We start from the raw sequence: 16,404 nt of genomic DNA, 5'->3' as shown, positions 1-16,404 counted from the left end.
TTCTCCTTGCCTTGAATCCCTGCGACTTAAGGCAAGGAGTTCTATCACAGCTTTAAAAGGCAGGTGTAAACCGTGAAAAAAGAAAATCAGCAACATGATGAGGATCGCAAAGACGAGGATCTAGTCTCCGGTATTAAAATTGAACACAATAAAGTGCCGAAACTTCTGGTGGCTGTATTTTATGTTGTCGCCATCTGGGCGATTGGCTATGCAATCTTCATGCCTGGAAAGCTTGAAGTTGAACCCGAGGCAGCTCCACAGGATAACAAAGGAGAGCTTATTTTTACCGGAACTTGCCTGAACTGCCACGCTACGGGAGCAGCCCCTGACTTAAAGGGTGTTACAGACAGGCTGAAAGAAGAGGACATTAAAAATGTCATCAAAAACGGCCGCAATACGATGCCGGCAATCGGACATCTTTACACAGACAAAGAGATCGATAAGGTTTATGAATTCTTAGAGGATTATCGATGAAGAGAGGGGGATTTTCGTGGGGAAAAAAATAACTAGATGGGCCTTTTTCATCCTAATTTTCACACTGCCATTCTGGAACGGTTTCCGGATGGATATCGACAAGGAACAGCTGTTCTTGTTCGGCTTTCAATTATCCTATGAAGCTGGCTATTTATTTTTTGTGTTCTTATTTTTGTTCATGATGGCGTTTCTTGCACTGTCCATGATTGTGTACAGGGCTTTTTGCCAGTATGCGTGCCCACACAATACCTTCAGCATGCTTTTGAACAAAATCGAAACGAAGTTGGGTGACAACGGCAAAGTAGTTTCCTTCCTGCTCGCGTTGGCTGTTAGTGTCTTCATGGCGTACTCGACTGTCAGTTACTTTTACAACCCACTGACAATTTGGGAGTCACTCGCCCATTTCAAAATGGATAAATACTTCTTCCTTGTTACTTCTACTGCTGTTCTTTATACCGCTCTGTCTTACAAGGCAAGAAACTCTTTTTGCAAAGTTTGCCCATATGGACTTGCCCAGAGCATTTCCCGTGTGGAGGACAAAACAAAATGGCTTACCCATCCTGGAGTATGGATTACATGGGGAACAACAACTGCGCTTGTTCTGATCCTGCTTGTTGGCTGGTTTTAATTTTATTTTTAAGAGCGAGGTGAAAATCAATAATGAAAAAGAGCTTAAAGCTATCCGCGTTCGTTCTATTAGCTGTCTCCCTTACCGCATGCACGGAGGCCGCAGTGAAAAATACCTCTCTTGCTGAGGTGAATAAAAAAGAGCTTCCGCCTGTTCATGAAGACTATTCTTCCAACTGGTGGAAAGACCAGCCGAACGGAAATGCAGATACCAATACAGATTGGAATGGCGAAGGCTGGATTCTGTCATCAAATGAAGTTAGCAACGGGGTTGCCATTGCTGACATCAAAACGGGGAATGTCGTTAAATATATTCAAAGTTCAGGTACTCCCCACCATATTCATTTGAACAAAAAGCAAACTTGGGCTTTTGCAACACAGCGATACGGAACTAGCGTTTTAGCCATCAACATGGAGACATTGGAATCCCATAACATTGATTTTCCAGGCTTTGAAAAGGCCCCAGCGCCACAGCATATGACGATGTCAAGAGATGGCAAGTATGCCTTCACCTCCTTGAATGGCGTCGGAGCTGTCGGGATGATTGACGCCAACAAAGCTGAACTTATTAAGGTGTTCAAAGATGTAGGCAAGAAACCAAGGGATTTAAATGTTACGCCTGATGGCAAAAAGCTGTTTGTCAGCTTACAGGCGGAGCAATTCATTACCGTCATTGACATTGAAACAGGCGAAATGAGAAAACTGGAAAGAACTACCACCGACTATGGGAAAGGAACAGGATCTGGTCTTGATATGTCAAACGACGGAAAATATGTTGCGGTTTCAAATACAGCAGACAATGAAGTCGCCCTTTACGATGCTCAGTCCGAGAAGCTTCTGAAAAAATTCGGAGATATCCCGAAACCAGTTAACGTGAGCTTCATGGGCAACACGCATATTCTTGCAACTGGAAATCGAAATGATGGGTCCATTTCGATTATGGATGCGGATAAATTGAAATTTATCAATACGATCAAAACTGGTCCGGGAACAAATATCCCTTATCTTGGTCCGGACGGATACTGGTATACCTCCCAAAATGGTGCAGGCTATCTAACTGTAATGGACCCGGAAGATAATTTTAAAATTGTAAGGAAAATCTGGGGCGTCCAGAATATCCACTGGCTAAGCTGGAGCCCGGATGGCAGCATGATGTTCGGTTCTAACTGGGGAGACAAGACGCTCACAAAAATCGACCTGACGAAAAAGAAAGACTTTAGAACTACCATTCCAGTCGGGTTAAATCCTAACGGCATCGCGATCAAGACGAATGTTCCAAAAGAACTGCTAGTCAAATACCAGCAGGAACAGAATGCAGAAGAAGCAACTCGAATCAAAAAAGCATCCACGCTTATTTTTCCAAAAGCACGAGATGTCAATGAAGAAGCCTTTCTTGGCACTTGCCTCCAGTGTCATGATATTGGACGTATCATGAGGAACAACAGCAAAGGTGCGGAAGCTTGGACTTCTGTTGTCGACCGAATGAAGGGGAACGGCGCAAAAATGAACGATGAACAAAGACAGCAAATCATCGATTACCTTGCTTCTGACCAGCACAAGTCACTCTCAATTCAAACGGAATTAGAGGCAGAACTTCAGGATAAGAATAATTGATAAATTCGTTAACAAGGAGCTTTCGGATTTCCAGCTAGACTTCTGATAAAGTTCCAGACTCTCTCATGGAGGCTTGACTTGAACTGCTTATCCTTCCTTAACAGGTAGAATGGGCGAAAGCGGTCCCTGTCTTTAAAAGGACTGACATTGATCTGCCCGGATTGTACCTCCGGACAAATAGCCAGCTTGGAAAAGACTGCAACACCAAGGCCATTCTTCACCCCTTCCCTGATTAGCGTATTGCTGTTATAAACAAGGACGGACTTCGGTTCGATGTTCAGGCCTTTCCATAAATCCAGTGTAGCCTGTCTAATTGCGCATCCTGGTTCGCGAATCAGCCATGTCATTTCTTCAAGCTTTGCTGGATCCTGATTTTCTGGATGGACTCTGAGCTGCGGGGAGACTCCAAGTACGAGCATATCATCATAGAATTCATGGGAAATAAAATCATAACGTCCAGCTTGTCCCTCAACTAGCGCTACGTCGATGTCAGATGCATAGAGCAAATCAGTAATTTCAATCGATGTTCCGATTGTGACCTGGATTTGATGGCTTGCTATATCAGGATTCCATTTGATAAGATCCTGGATCATTTTGGATATGAGGCATTCACCAATCGTATTGCTGCAGCCAATCTTGATGGTTTCACTACGATCTCCTTCAGCGAGAAGGCTTTCCAGTTTCGCATTTAATGCCAGGAGCTGCTGACCATGCTCATACAGGATTTTTCCTGATTCTGACAGCCTTATTTTCCGATTGGCCCTAATGAATAATTGTTTATTATAGTATGTCTCCAACTGGCTGATTTGGTGGCTGACTGCAGGCTGCGAAAGGTTCAGCATCTTTCCAGCCTGGGAGAAGCTTTCATATTTCGCAGCGGCAATGAATGTCTTCAGATGTTCAAGATTCAATATGATCGCGCCCCTTTACTTAAAGATTGGAGGGAATTATAATGAAGAAACTAGATTTCGCAGTTACCGTTATTGTACTATCCGCTTTTATTTTCGGGCTAATGTACTTCACTAAAGGCGATTCTATCAGCAATCGCGATTTCAAATTTGAAATCGCTTCGATGGCAATATTAGCAACTGTATCCCTATTCACTTATTTCGGGATCAGAAAAAACTTACATCATTAATAGGCATTATACCACAAAGCTATAAACACGAAGGTAAAATAAGGAAGATCAGACCCAGGAGCACTCCTGGGTTTTATTTTTTTCAAGAAGACAGTATACTAGCTAACAAAAGGGAAGAAATCTGTTCTCACTTGAAAGCGAAAAAAATGGAAAGTCACTCTCATTCATTATACAATATAGTACGTTATATACCAACCGGGGTATAACAAGGATTTTTCTTCATTAATCCTTAACAAAAACTGCCCAAAATAGTTGATAGAAAAGGAGTGAATATGAATATGTCAGATATTGGTTTGTTTTTTGCGTTTACTGCCGGGATTTTATCATTTTTCTCCCCGTGCGTGTTCCCTCTCCTCCCTGCTTACATCACTCATTTAACAGGAGGAAAAATTGAGGGATCAAAGGTCGCAGTTGATCGGACAACGCTTTTTACCCGGTCATTTGGATTTATTATTGGTTTTAGTATCATTTTCATTATCATGGGTGCCTCAGCAACATTTTTGGGACAGCTTTTTGCAAATTACAGATCGATCGTAATGCAGATTGCTGGCTTGCTGATCATCGTTTTCGGCTTGCAGATGGCAGGATTGCTGAATATTAAATTTTTAATGATGGAGAAAAAGGTTCATTCGGAAACGAAATCGAAGGGCATTTTCAGTTCAGTGTTTTTAGGAATGGCGTTTGCAAGCGGATGGTCGCCCTGTGTCGGATTAGCTCTATCCTCCATTCTGCTGCTGGCCAGTTCATCCGATACTTTATATCAAGGAATGTACCTGCTGACTTCTTACTCGCTTGGAATGGCCGTGCCTTTCCTGGTTATCTCTTTCGTCATTTCCTATTCCTTACAAGCGATCAAGAAAATCAATAAATACCTGTCAAAGCTCGCATTCGTCAATGGTATGATAATGGTAGGCATGGGCTTCCTAGTCCTGTCTGGCCAAATGCAGAAAATAAGCGCATGGCTATCAGCATACAGCTTGTTTGGATTTTGATTTTAAAAAGGCCCACCTGAAGGAGTGACCTATTTTTGTGAAGAAAGAACTGATCGGCAAAAGTGTATTGGTAGTCGAAGACGATCCAAAAATTAGGACGCTTGTCAAAATCTATTTAACGAATGAAGGCTATGAGGTGCTCGAAGCGGACAATGGAATAGATGCCCAGGAGATGATTGAAAAATATGATCCTTGCATCCTTTTACTTGACCGGATGCTTCCTGGTAAAAGCGGAGAAGAAATTTGCCGCTGGCTGCGGAACGATTTAGAAAGCATGATGCCTGTCATCATGCTGACGGCAAAGGCTTCTGAAAAGAGCCGAATTGAAGGCTTCAAGCTTGGCGTCGACGACTATGTGGTAAAACCATTCAGTCCTGCTGAGCTTATGGTCCGGATCGAAGCCGTTTTACGAAGGACGGCAAGCAGATGCGGGAAGCTGACCTTTACAGGACTGACGCTTAAACCGGCAAAGGGCCAGGCACTGGTGGATGGTGCACCACTCGATTTGACCAATTTTGAGTTCAGGCTCCTCCATATGTTCATGCAGCATCCGGGACAGATTCTTTCGCGGACACAAATACTTGATACCATTTATGAAAATAACGAAAAGGCCGTGACTGAGCGGACAATCGATGTCCATATTAAAAATCTTCGTGAGAAAATCAAGGAGAAAACGCCAAAGGATTATATTCAGACTGTGAGAGGAATGGGGTATAAATTTGCGGCGAATTAAAGGCATTGCAAGCTTGCTGTTATCGAAGCTAGTTGCGATCAACAGCATCGTCATCCTGCTGGTCATTATGCTTGCCGGTATATCAGTAAAAGACTATGCCTGTTACCTCGTCAATCACGAACAAGTGACTGGCCAGCAGCTCGTAGAAACCTTGAATTCATTCCTGATCAAAGTAAGCATGATCGCTTTCATCGCCGCCGGGCTTTTGCATTATTTTTCAGTCAAAAGGATTGTGAATCCTGTTAAAGCGATGTCAGCTGCCGCAAATCAGCTGAAAACAGGAACGATCCCATCGGAAATTGATGTACAGGCAAGCGGGGAGTTGGGAGAACTCGTAACAAATTTCAATGCCATGACCGATGCTCTTTCGGTTGTTCAAAAAAGGCGTGAAGAAATGCTAAGGGATATTGCCCATGAATTAAGGACACCGCTGACGAATATCAATGGGTATCTGGAAGCTCTCCACGGTGGTGTTTTAAAGGGGGATCAGGAGCTTTTCGGATCGCTGCTTGAAGAATCCCGACGAATCACAAGAATTGTCGATTTGATAGCCGAGCTGGATGAATGGAGCCAGGAGTCCCATTTCCCTGAAAAGCAATTTGAGGAAATGGATATGAAACAAGTATTGACAGAAGCAATTGCAGCGTTTCATCTAAAGCTGTCAGCTAGATTTCAGGCCGTGAACCAGAGAATCGACCATGCTCCTGTTCTCGGCCATAAAGATGGCTTGAAGCAAGTACTGTCTAATCTGCTGCAAAATTGCATCGATTATGACACCGGTGGGCATCTTGCAATCCAAGGGCAGCGAGAGGGAGCTAACTACAAAGTGACTTTTACCCATGAAGGAACTTATATTGACCCGAAAAATAAGGACTTGATTTTCGAACGATTTTACAGACTTGAAGAATCCCGCAGCACAAAAGCGGAGGGAGCCGGACTCGGTCTTGCAATTGCCAAAAGTATCATGAATGCCCATCAGGGCCAAATCGGTGTCGATACAGATGGACATACTCACTCATTTTGGATCAAGATCCCACTCCAAACCATTTCTTAATCAATCCTTAACAATGCGATTGCATACTGATCTGAAAAATTGGTTTTCGTATGAAGGAGCGATTTTTATGAAATTTACTTATAGTAATGAAAAGCTTACCGGACAGATGGAATATGGGTTGCTTCCTATTTCTCCAAATGCAGAATTGGGATACAGACCGTTGGAGCTATTCGTATCCTCCTTGACCGGCTGCAGTACTTCGGTGCTCGCTAATATTCTCGTCAAAAAGAGAATAGACTATAAAAGCATCGACGTAAACGTGTCAGCTGTCAGAAATCCTGAAAAAGCAAACAGGATTGAACAATTGACCTTTCATGTTGGCGTACAGACTGTGAAAGTGGAGCAGGCAAAGCAAGCTGAAAAGATTGCTGCGCTTGTCTTAAAAAATTGCGGCATGATTCAATCCGTCATTGAAAGCATAGACATCCGATACGAGATTGAATTTTTGTCAGACCAGCCCAAAAAAGGTGATGTTGCTTGAATTATCTAACAGTTGGCAGATTCACGCTGCCGGCAGATTTGCTTGCGGCGATTGCTGCGATATTTATTGGTGCCCTGATCTATCGGGTCAAAGAAAAAAAGAGCATTGGGGATTGGTACTGGAACAGTTTTTTCCTTTACATAGCCCTCTACAAGCTAAGCTACGCGATTTTTAATTTTAAAATGTTCCTTGATACCCCCTTCTCCCTCCTATATTTTAACGGTGGCACAGAAGGCCAAATTCTCGGTTATGCAGGGATTGCAGGCTATTTATTTTGGATTGCAAGGAAACAGAAAATCATGATCAAAATCACCGATTATCTGCATGCCTATTTCCTGTTCTTTTTGCTTTATTGGACGGGACTGTTCGCATTTTCAGAGAATTTCATCGCTGCAGGTGTACAAGTACTCCTGGCGTTGATCTTTGGAGCCTTTTATTTAAAAGGGAGGCAGCTTTCGAAGGAGTATGCAACTTTCTTCTTGATGCTTGAAGCACTCGTACTCAGTCTTTTTTCCAATTTACTTTCAGTGGAAAACCTGCTGATTTATGCACTTGGAGTTTTTTTACTAGTATTTCAGAGTTTTCATAAGGAGGAATTACAGGATTGAACAAAAATCTATTATCATTCGCAATTTTAGCATTGGCTGTCGTTATTTTGGTCGTCAACATCTGGAAACCAGATTCGACCGGAAGCGACAAAACTACACCAGCCCCAACAGGAGAATCCGTTGATACAACTGAGGATATTCCTGGCGCAAAGCTGTCTTCCTTACGAGAAGGGGCGGAGGCTCCAGATTTTGAACTAAAAACGCTGGGAGGAGAGACTGTTAAGCTGTCCGATTATCGCGGCAAAAGGGTGATCTTGAACTTCTGGGCGACTTGGTGTCCTCCATGTAAGGCCGAAATGCCTCATATGCAAAATTTCTATGAACAATACAGTGATCAGGGAGTTGAAATCCTTGCTGTCAATTTGACTAGCATGGACAAAGGAGTTGAAGAAGTCCAAAAATTCGTGGACGAATACGGGCTGACTTTTCTCATTCCTTTGGATGAAAATGGGGATGTAGGAACAACCTATCAGGCCTACACGATTCCAACGAGCTACATCCTCGATGAAAACGGCGTGATAACTAAGAAAGTCATTGGACCAATGGATGAGAATATGATGAAGGACCTCACAGGAGTAAAATAACAAAAAGTCACGGCGAAAGGCCGTGACTTTTTTTATTTGTTTTGGGGCAACCGAAAGTTTTTCCTGCCGTTGTGTTTCTTGCCCTCGATATTCCTTAGATGCTGATGATCCTCGGTTCCTGAACAGCTTTGTATGTTCCCCGTTGTTGTAAAAACTTCTTGATAACGTCGATTGCCTGAACACCGTGATATGTTTTGCGGGCTTCTGCATTTTTGAACAGCTGTTTCCCGCCACCGGCGATTTTATATTTTTTTGTCAAGCTGATTTCTTTTCCGCCAACGAGCAGCTTCTGGATCCTGTTGCCATCAGGATTGTACGGTTTGAAGGCCATGAATAGTCCAGAGGATCGCAGGATATATCCGCCTTTTTGTTTGAATGGATCCCTTGAAAATACCATCTCCAAGTTCTTTTCGAGCGCATTTATCAGCTGCTCCCCGCTCATTTCAAGCGTGAACATTTGTGGATTTGTCGGGATGATCGAATGCAGATCGTATTCCGTTATATCACCAGGCCTGATAGGTGTGCCATAGCGCCAGCCGTGGGAAAAAGCTAAGTCGCACTCCGGAAAGCCATCGAGGTACGCATCCGTGATTAGCTGGTCCATCGGAGCTTCATTCAAGGTCATTCTGTGTAAAATCGACTCCGTCCTGCCAACGATGTTTTTCCGCTCCTTCTTGTAAGGCAGCAGAATCTCTTCAATGATTCCTTCTATTTCCTCATCCACAGGAAAGCTTTCATCGATTGCTGCCAATTCATACTGATAGTCAGCTATTTTACCGTCTGTTAAAGTGATCTCCAGCTTCCCAAGGAAAGAGGCGCTGGAACCAGCCTGGACAACGAGAGCACCGTTTACGGTAATCGGTCTTTCAATGCGATCGTGACTGTGTCCTGATAAAATGATATCAATTCCCTCGACTTGAGTCGCTAGTTCCACATCAAGCGGGAGGCCCATATGGCTCAGCAGCACGATCAGGTCCACACTGTCTTTCAGCTCATCGACACAACGACGGGCCTCTTCCACCCCTTTTGAGAAAGAAAGACCTTTAGCAAAGCTTTCCGGCATCGTCTCATCGACATATGGATAGGTCAAACCAATTACCGCTATCTTCATTCCGTTAAACTCTTTGATCAAATAGGGTTTTAAAAAAAACGAATCGGAACTTGACTCCTTTACATTGCAAGCGACAGCAGGGAAAGGAAGGGCATTTGCCAATGAAGATAATTGCTCTTTTCCATAGGCGTAATCCCAATTTCCTGGAACCCAACCATCCAATTCCATTTTATGTAAAGCAGGAAGGAGCGCTTCCCCTTTTGAAGCAACCAATGGGAGTGTGCCGTGAAAAAGATCGCCGCCATCAAGAAATAGCACATTTTCCGTTTTCAATTTGAGATTTTTCACATATTTTGCAATTCTCGGAAGGCCACCAGTCTTTTTAAGCTCTGGCTGATTATCCTTCCAAAACAATTCATCATGCAAATCCAAACTTCCGTGTGTATCGTTCTGCTGAATGATCGTCAACTTAGCCATCGAATCCTCCTTATCCTTTTGCGTATTTTCCTATACTTCCTAATTTACTTAATGTTTATGCCTTTTTGTAAGAAAAGCATAAGCGCCTTGGTCAGCCCTGACAAGCGCTGGAGCTGGCAAATTCTCTAAGTGAATTTTATACTTTCTTACTCTTAAAAAAAGAGTACCCTACAATAGGTACTCCTTTCTTGATTGTTAGAATGATAAGGTAATGTCTGCATCGCTTGCATAGTGAATAAAGGAAGCTGCACCGCCAACTTCAATGCCATCTACGAACTGGTCTTTTTCCAAAGACATAACGTCCATAGTCATTTGGCAGGCAATCATTTTGACACCCAATTCTGCTGCCATCTCAACAAGCTGCTCCACTGGAGGAACATTTTCCCTCGCGAAGCCTTCCTGGAAGTGCTCCGTTCCTTCAGGTGTCGGAAGCTGCTTATATGCTTCCTTGTGGATCAAATTTAGACCTTCAAATGTGAAGAAAATCCCTACTTCTGCGTCTGATGCTGCTGCCGCAGTGGCGATATTGAATACTTTATATGCGTCGAACATTCCGCCGTTAGAGGCGATGATAGCTACTTTCATTTATTAGTCCTCCTTAGTTTTCAACTGATGTTTCTGTCAGGCTCGTTCATCCCGGAAACAACATTTATTGGTTTTTTCGTGTTGACAATCGAAATTGGACATGAAGTCCTTTCCTTTCAGTACTTTATCCGCAGAAATGGATATCACTTTCCCCCTTCCTAAAGCTTAGTATTTTATGAATTCGCGGAATCCATACTAAGTTGATATACCTCCTACGGTAAACACTATGCGTATATTGTAAAAAAGATTAACCAAAACAGCAACCATTTTGATTTGATTTGTTGCTCTTTGCAAGAATAGGTGGGGAAGCTGGAACCAAGAAACCAGGTTGAGATCGATTTATCAGCCTGATTTTTCATTTTACTAATGTAAAATAGGGTAGCGTGGCTGCTGCAAGCGACAGCAGGAAGATCGCAATCGAACCAGGCTTGTTGTTCTGCTTCCAAAGAGTGACTGAAAACAGGATCGAATAAAAGCTTACAAGGAATACCGCAGCCCAGATAACATAAATCAATGTTAATCCCTCACTTCTTTCAGTTTAGGCAACTTTGTCTGACGGCCAAATTCCCCAAAGTGAATTTCCACTTTCACGTTGACTTCTGCGTCGGGATACGTCTTCATCCAGTCAAAATCGCGGAATTCCCCTAGTGTAGCAAAATGCTTCCTAAAAGGGACAGATAGGTGGAAGGTATCTCCTTTGAATTCCTTCTGAGTCTTCTCAATAAATTGTTGCATCTTTTTCTCAATATTGTCAGTCAAATATTGTTTCAATTTTACCACTTTCTGTTTATTTTCGGCATAATTGACCATGCTTGGATCACTTAGTACTTCAATGTATAGAGGGACGGTAATTTCAAAATGCGGCCTGCCATAATCATTTGTTAGCTTATATGTATTATTTTTTTGCTTGGACATTCTCACTGTGAGCCTATACCTTTCATCAAATGGGTCTGGATATGCCGTCAATATATCCACGGCATTCCATGTATCATCCAGAAGGCTCGAAATTCTCGTTTCCTCGCCTGTCATTTTTCCAATCATCTGCCCTTGGCTAAAAACGGCAGAACCAATCATTTCCGTATTATTGGACGTTCCCTCTTCCTTAATTTCTCCCGCGATCAAATTATCATCACTTGTATTTTCTTTGTCACGTTGCTCCTTATCAGTCGTTGCATAAATAGCGAGGAAAAAATCTGCATCTCCTTCCGTATCGGTAAAAAAACTCTTTAAGTCTGCGTCAGGGATCATCCCTATTTTTTGCCCTCTATTAATGATTAACCCAAAATAATTATCAGGCCTGGTTTCCAGCTTAGGTTTATTATTGTTAATGAATGCTTCTGCTTTTTCCTTTGTCACAATAATTTTTAAGCTTCTTTTGATTTCCCTGTCCTTGGCAGCACTATATATTAACCGGATGAAGTTTGGATCTCTCGCCAAATCCTCTGATACAATCAGCACGGACAGCAAATTATAAGAAATGCTCTTCGCAACAATTGCGTTGGCCGTATTTCTTGAAGAAATAAAATCATCCGCCACGAGCGAGATGATTTCCTGGGGGGGCTCTTTTGTAGTTCCCCCTGCCTGCTGCGCTCCTGCCTCAGGGTTTGTGATTAAGTAGGTTACTTTTACCTTCCCTTCCTCTTCATCTTTATCGAGTCCGATGCCAATCACAAAAGCTTTCTCATTAAGCTCTTGTTTATCCCAGCAGCCGGCAAGCCCCATCGTAAGCAGACACAAAAGAATGATTTTGAGCCATCTATGCTGTTTCATTTTTGAAGTCACCCCGTATTTTTGCCAAGATCCACATTAATGGCGGGAGCACAAAAAAGGCTGGAGTTAGCAATTGAAAATTCATTTTTCTGGCAGCAGAAAGGGTAATCGAAGGACTTTCCGCTGCTGCTCCCAATAAGATCACGATGGTCGTCAATAATGGAATCAAGTATTCAAATTCCTTGATTTTTAGAATTCCTCCTAGTAAGGTTGCACTCAAGTATAAATAAAAACTGAACCTAATAAATGTCGCGACCAGCCAAAACGGGAAGAAAAATGTTTCTACATTTGAAAGAAACCCTATATGAATATAGCGAATTGTTTCATGAAATGGGTAAGCAAGCATTTCTGCCGTCGTGTAATCAAATAACATCACAAATGCCACCATGGCAATGCATATTTCAAACGTGACAATGGCTAAGGCCCAAATTGTTCCTTTTTTTAACACTTTAAAGGAAGTTACCAAAGGGGCGACTAAACCAATGTAGAGAAAATCCGCATAAATAGACATATCCTTTGCTACCGTTTTTATGATTGGCAGCATACCTTCTCCCCATAAAGGATACATGAACCCGAAGGTGCCCTCCCCGAAGGAAAATAATAAGGCAATAAACAGGGTGATTTTTATATAAGGAAGCAACAGCCAGGCAGCTGTGCCGATATGTTCAAACCCTCGTTTCGCACCGTATGCGCACACCATCATCAAAATCGAATATACAATAATTGGCGGTGTCTTTGTCAAATAAAAGGAGCTAATGATGTCGGTAGAAATTCCAGAATCCACGATTAAGGCAAATACCCCGCCTAACAACAGCAAAATGGACACGATGTTTCCAATGAATTTGCCGAAAAGGTGAAGGGTAATTTCATGAAGATTCTTTTCCCTATGAACCGAAAACACTTTCAGCATGAACAAAATGGGCAGAACGGACACCAAGCCAATCAATGCAACCGCAATCCATCCAGCATTTTTAGCGTTTTCGAACAGAATAGCCGGAGTATCATCACTTAGCTTGGCACCTACGGTCAGAATTACGAGTGCGATATATTCCTTAATCCCAATTGTCCCCTTATTTTGTTTCATCTTATATGCCCCATTATTGTTTTTTTTGTAAATCGGAAGGCTTTAAAAACCCTGGCCGGAATTTCTCATTTCTTAACAGCCTTCGAAAAATTGTATCACTAGAAGACTTATAGCTAGGTGACATTGGCGCCAAGTAAGGAACGCCATACGATTTAATAGAAACCATATAATACAGGCCTGCTACAAAAAAAGCAGTCATCCCATAAATCCCCATAATGGCTGAAAATAGGATAAACATGAAGCGGATTAGCCTAACGGCAAAGTTCAGACTTATATCACTTACTGCAAATGAACTAAGCCCGCTCAGCGCTGCAACAATGATAACGATCGGACTGATAATATTCGCCTGAACCGCAGCTTGTCCAAGAATCAGCGCTCCAACTATGCCGATTGTTGGTCCAATTGGGCTTGGTACTCGCAGTCCTGCCTCCCTAATTAGTTCAAACGCAAACTCCATCATCAAAATTTCTACCACAGCCGGGAAGGGTACTTTTTCACGTGAAGCCGCAATCGCAAGCATTAACTCAGAAGGGATCATCTCCGCATGATAAGCTGTTATCGCGATATAGATCGCCGAGGTAAACACCGTAATAAACATTGCTGCCATTCTTAATGCTCTCGTGAAATTGCCGTAAAGGAATCTGAGATAATGATCCTCCGGACTGTGAAAAAATGACCAAAAAGTTGCCGGGAGAACAAGGCAGTCAGGAGAATTGTCCATTAAAAGAACGATATAGCCATCCTCGAGAAAGGTGGCTGCCCGATCTGGCCTTTCCGTAGATAATATACTAGGAAACAAAGAGTAGCTCCGTTCTTCAATATACTCTTCCAGCAATGACAAATTTTGAATTGAATTCACATCGAGGCGGTTCAATCTGTTTTTAATGTTCTCCACCAGCTTGTCATTCGCCAGGTCATCAATATATAAAATATATACTTCACTTTTCGATCTTGCCCCGACGTCTATTGACTCGACGACTAGATTTTCATTTTTTATTTTTTTCCTAATCAAGGAAATATTGACGTGGACTTTTTCAATAAATGCTTCCTTCGGCCCTTTAATTAAAATTTCCGTTGAGGGCTTTTCAATTGTCCTGCCTTGAAAATTCGGACAGTCCATGGCAAAGCCTTGGGAACATCCATCTATTAATAGGACCGTGTTTCCCTGATTAAGATTTTTGACAGCATCCTTAAAAAGGTGAATTTCTGTTACTGCCTGTATCGATACAATTTCCTTTATTTCCTTTCCAGACTTATTTGTGAGTAAAGGTTTTAGGATATTCTCTTCAATGCTTTTGACATCAGAAATCGTACTAATAAATAGCAGGCAAGCCTTTTTATTTAAGCCTTCAATGTATAACTCCCTTACCTTAACGTCATTATTTTTAGGGATATGAAACAGTTTTTTTAGAGTTTGAAAATTCTCTTCGAGGTCACTGGATATACTTTGTTCTTTTAACTCCGTCTGTTCTCCGACAAGCTGCTGTTGCATGGAGAGTGGTTTCTGTTTCCTTTTCTTGATCACTTGAAACATTTCCTTAAGCATCTAATCTTCTCCCCGCTACAATCTCACTTTTTCCTATTCTTAACTTTTACTAAATTGCTAAGATTTATGTATAGAAAAAAATTCGTTATTTGATGAAAAAAATGGGAAGAATAATGCAGCAGGGTGGAGAGAGGAGGATTCGAAATGACCAACCAGTTTTATATTCGCTTTGTCAGGCTGCCGATTTGGACGAGAATCCTGATGATGGCCGCTTTTATGGTAGTCCTGTTTGGATCGGTCATCCATATTATTGAGCCTAATCGTTTTCCAACTGTTTTTGACGGGGTTTGGTGGGCTATTGTTACCGCCTCCACTGTGGGCTACGGAGACTTTTACCCGGTTTCCGCAGCAGGAAGAGTAACTGCTATGATCCTTCTCCTGTTCGGGACTGGGTTTTTGTCCTCTTATTTTATTCACCTTTCCGCAGCAACAGTGACAAAACAAAACGCATATATGGAGGGGCGTGTTGGTTATAAAGGGTCCGATCACATGATCATTATCGGCTGGAATGAAAAGTCGCGGACGATCATCCAAAATCTTATGAAAACAGAATCGATCATCCTAATCGATGAGACACTGGAGTCCCATCCAATAAAAGCTGACAATGTTCATTTTATCAAGGGACGAGCGAACAAGGATGAGACATTATGGAAAGCCCGGATTTCCACTGCAAAAATAGTAATGATTACTTCAGATCAAAATCTAGATGAATTACAAGCTGATATGCATACGATATTAACACTGCTTGCCATCAAAGGATTGAATCCAGATATCCGCTGTATTGCCGAAATTCAAACGAGTGAACAAGTCAATAACGCGAGAAGAGCAGGAGCGGATGAGCTGATCCCAGCTAATGCTTTGACGAGTGCCGTGCTGATGAACACGATCTCCTCTGTTGACGCAGTCAGTCCATTACTTGATTTGCTAGCGGAATTAAAAAGCAACCATTTGGCTTATATACAGGTGGAATCCTTCCTTCACGGCAAAGATTTTCAAGTAGCAAGCAGCTTATTGCTAAAGGAAAATAACGTCATCCTAATCGGAATAAAAAGAGGGGATGACCTAATTGTCAACCCCCCAAAAAATCTCAGCATTAAAAAGGAGGATCAACTTCTCGCCATTTCGAATGATTAATGCGGCAATAAGATTGATTCCACTTCGTGGACAAGTGCTCTGCCCACTTCTATATACTTTTTTGGAAAGCTTGCATCCTTATCAACCGGCTCTTGGAACTGGTTAAAGGAGGCGCTGGCATTTCCAATTTCCGCATGGTCATCCAGTCCACGCTGATAGTTATGTGATAGCAGGAATGGCCGCTGTAATGCAACAGTGCAACCTTTAGAGTCTAACTGCCCATCAATCGCCTTAAACGGGAGGCGCAAAAATTGATAGCCCGCCTCATCATCCATTTTATAGTCAAAGGCTCCATGATCATAATCCCAGTTTCCGCCTACCGAATATCCCAACGGTTTAAGCAGCTGCTCCAGTTTGAAAAGCTCAAAATGTTTGCCCTCTAGCTCCGATTGTATCTGAATCAATGGTCGTTCCGCCTTTCCATTCATTTTCGCTTAGTTTTAACCAAAAGC

Annotated in this window: 19 protein-coding genes; 11 read left to right on the top strand and 8 right to left on the bottom strand. The window is 42.4% G+C overall.

Annotated features, from left to right (window positions below):
- The first annotated feature begins 72 nt into the window (after positions 1 to 72).
- The 3 genes from J2S25_RS04850 to J2S25_RS04840 are packed head-to-tail and all read left to right on the top strand — an operon-like array spanning position 73 to position 2,715.
- The gene (locus J2S25_RS04850; protein WP_052806881.1) at positions 73 to 474 is read left to right on the top strand and encodes a c-type cytochrome; all 402 of its coding nucleotides are present in this window, start codon (positions 73 to 75) and stop codon (positions 472 to 474) included.
- A 16-nt stretch (positions 475 to 490) separates the two neighbouring features.
- Positions 491 to 1,102: a 4Fe-4S binding protein gene (locus tag J2S25_RS04845; RefSeq protein WP_307191363.1), complete on the top strand. Its 612-nt coding sequence runs from the start codon at positions 491 to 493 to the stop codon at positions 1,100 to 1,102.
- A gap of 32 nt (positions 1,103 to 1,134) precedes the next feature.
- Positions 1,135 to 2,715 carry a beta-propeller fold lactonase family protein gene (locus J2S25_RS04840; RefSeq protein ID WP_307191362.1) on the top strand — a complete coding sequence of 527 codons (1,581 nt, stop codon included), beginning with the start codon at positions 1,135 to 1,137 and terminating at the stop codon, positions 2,713 to 2,715.
- Positions 2,716 to 2,723: 8 nt separating this feature from the next.
- Here the strand turns inward: J2S25_RS04840 and J2S25_RS04835 are convergent, their stop codons facing one another.
- Positions 2,724 to 3,626, bottom strand: a complete 903-nt coding sequence (locus tag J2S25_RS04835; protein WP_307191361.1) for a LysR family transcriptional regulator — start codon at positions 3,624 to 3,626, stop codon at positions 2,724 to 2,726.
- Positions 3,627 to 3,667: 41 nt separating this feature from the next.
- Between J2S25_RS04835 and J2S25_RS04830 the strand changes: the two genes are divergently transcribed.
- The 7 genes from J2S25_RS04830 (at position 3,668) to J2S25_RS04800 (ending at position 8,305) form a co-directional block, all read left to right on the top strand.
- Positions 3,668 to 3,853 carry a hypothetical protein gene (locus tag J2S25_RS04830; protein WP_307191360.1) on the top strand — a complete coding sequence of 62 codons (186 nt, stop codon included), beginning with the start codon at positions 3,668 to 3,670 and terminating at the stop codon, positions 3,851 to 3,853.
- A 272-nt stretch (positions 3,854 to 4,125) separates the two neighbouring features.
- The gene (locus J2S25_RS04825) at positions 4,126 to 4,845 is read left to right on the top strand and encodes a cytochrome c biogenesis CcdA family protein (protein ID WP_307191359.1); all 720 of its coding nucleotides are present in this window, start codon (positions 4,126 to 4,128) and stop codon (positions 4,843 to 4,845) included.
- A gap of 37 nt (positions 4,846 to 4,882) precedes the next feature.
- Positions 4,883 to 5,578, top strand: coding sequence for a response regulator transcription factor (locus J2S25_RS04820; RefSeq protein ID WP_307191358.1), 696 nt, complete (start codon positions 4,883 to 4,885; stop codon positions 5,576 to 5,578).
- Positions 5,565 to 6,632: a sensor histidine kinase gene (locus J2S25_RS04815; RefSeq protein ID WP_307191357.1), complete on the top strand. Its 1,068-nt coding sequence runs from the start codon at positions 5,565 to 5,567 to the stop codon at positions 6,630 to 6,632. The genes J2S25_RS04820 and J2S25_RS04815 overlap by 14 nt, the downstream gene beginning before the upstream one ends.
- Before the next feature lie 67 nt (positions 6,633 to 6,699).
- Entirely contained in the window at positions 6,700 to 7,113 is a 414-nt protein-coding gene (locus J2S25_RS04810) for an OsmC family protein (protein ID WP_307191356.1), read from the top strand.
- Positions 7,110 to 7,721, top strand: a complete 612-nt coding sequence (locus tag J2S25_RS04805; RefSeq protein WP_307191355.1) for a hypothetical protein — start codon at positions 7,110 to 7,112, stop codon at positions 7,719 to 7,721. The genes J2S25_RS04810 and J2S25_RS04805 overlap by 4 nt, the downstream gene beginning before the upstream one ends.
- Entirely contained in the window at positions 7,718 to 8,305 is a 588-nt protein-coding gene (locus tag J2S25_RS04800; RefSeq protein ID WP_307191354.1) for a redoxin domain-containing protein, read from the top strand. Before J2S25_RS04805 ends, J2S25_RS04800 begins: the two co-directional genes overlap by 4 nt.
- Positions 8,306 to 8,399: 94 nt before the next feature.
- Here the strand turns inward: J2S25_RS04800 and J2S25_RS04795 are convergent, their stop codons facing one another.
- From J2S25_RS04795 to J2S25_RS04770, 6 genes are all read right to left on the bottom strand, one after another.
- Complete coding sequence (locus J2S25_RS04795) at positions 8,400 to 9,833, bottom strand: bifunctional metallophosphatase/5'-nucleotidase (RefSeq protein WP_307191353.1); 1,434 nt, start codon at positions 9,831 to 9,833, stop codon at positions 8,400 to 8,402.
- 195 nt (positions 9,834 to 10,028) lie between these two features.
- Complete coding sequence (locus J2S25_RS04790) at positions 10,029 to 10,418, bottom strand: DsrE/DsrF/DrsH-like family protein (RefSeq protein ID WP_307191352.1); 390 nt, start codon at positions 10,416 to 10,418, stop codon at positions 10,029 to 10,031.
- Positions 10,419 to 10,773: 355 nt separating this feature from the next.
- Positions 10,774 to 10,932 carry a hypothetical protein gene (locus J2S25_RS04785; RefSeq protein ID WP_307191351.1) on the bottom strand — a complete coding sequence of 53 codons (159 nt, stop codon included), beginning with the start codon at positions 10,930 to 10,932 and terminating at the stop codon, positions 10,774 to 10,776.
- Between the two features lie 2 nt (positions 10,933 to 10,934).
- Complete coding sequence (locus tag J2S25_RS04780; protein ID WP_307191350.1) at positions 10,935 to 12,188, bottom strand: Ger(x)C family spore germination protein; 1,254 nt, start codon at positions 12,186 to 12,188, stop codon at positions 10,935 to 10,937.
- Positions 12,175 to 13,272 (bottom strand): GerAB/ArcD/ProY family transporter, encoded by a 1,098-nt coding sequence (locus J2S25_RS04775; RefSeq protein ID WP_307191349.1) that lies wholly within the window; start codon positions 13,270 to 13,272, stop codon positions 12,175 to 12,177. Before J2S25_RS04775 ends, J2S25_RS04780 begins: the two co-directional genes overlap by 14 nt.
- 13 nt (positions 13,273 to 13,285) lie before the next feature.
- Positions 13,286 to 14,818: a spore germination protein gene (locus J2S25_RS04770; protein WP_307191348.1), complete on the bottom strand. Its 1,533-nt coding sequence runs from the start codon at positions 14,816 to 14,818 to the stop codon at positions 13,286 to 13,288.
- A 144-nt stretch (positions 14,819 to 14,962) separates the two neighbouring features.
- On the opposite strand from J2S25_RS04770, the gene J2S25_RS04765 reads away from it, so the two are divergent.
- A complete protein-coding gene (locus J2S25_RS04765; RefSeq protein ID WP_044390166.1) occupies positions 14,963 to 15,952 on the top strand; it encodes a potassium channel family protein in 990 nt (329 codons plus the stop codon).
- On the opposite strand, the gene J2S25_RS04760 is transcribed toward J2S25_RS04765, so the two are convergent.
- A complete protein-coding gene (locus J2S25_RS04760; protein ID WP_044390165.1) occupies positions 15,949 to 16,356 on the bottom strand; it encodes a YugN-like family protein in 408 nt (135 codons plus the stop codon). The genes J2S25_RS04765 and J2S25_RS04760 overlap by 4 nt on opposite strands.
- Positions 16,357 to 16,404 lie beyond the last annotated feature (48 nt).

Origin of the sequence: Mesobacillus stamsii, from assembly GCF_030814065.1 — a bacterium.
GTDB classification, from domain to species: Bacteria; Bacillota; Bacilli; order Bacillales; family Cytobacillaceae; genus Mesobacillus; species Mesobacillus stamsii.
Note: the sequence above shows the minus strand (reverse complement) of the source record. Positions and strands in the feature narration are given on the sequence as shown.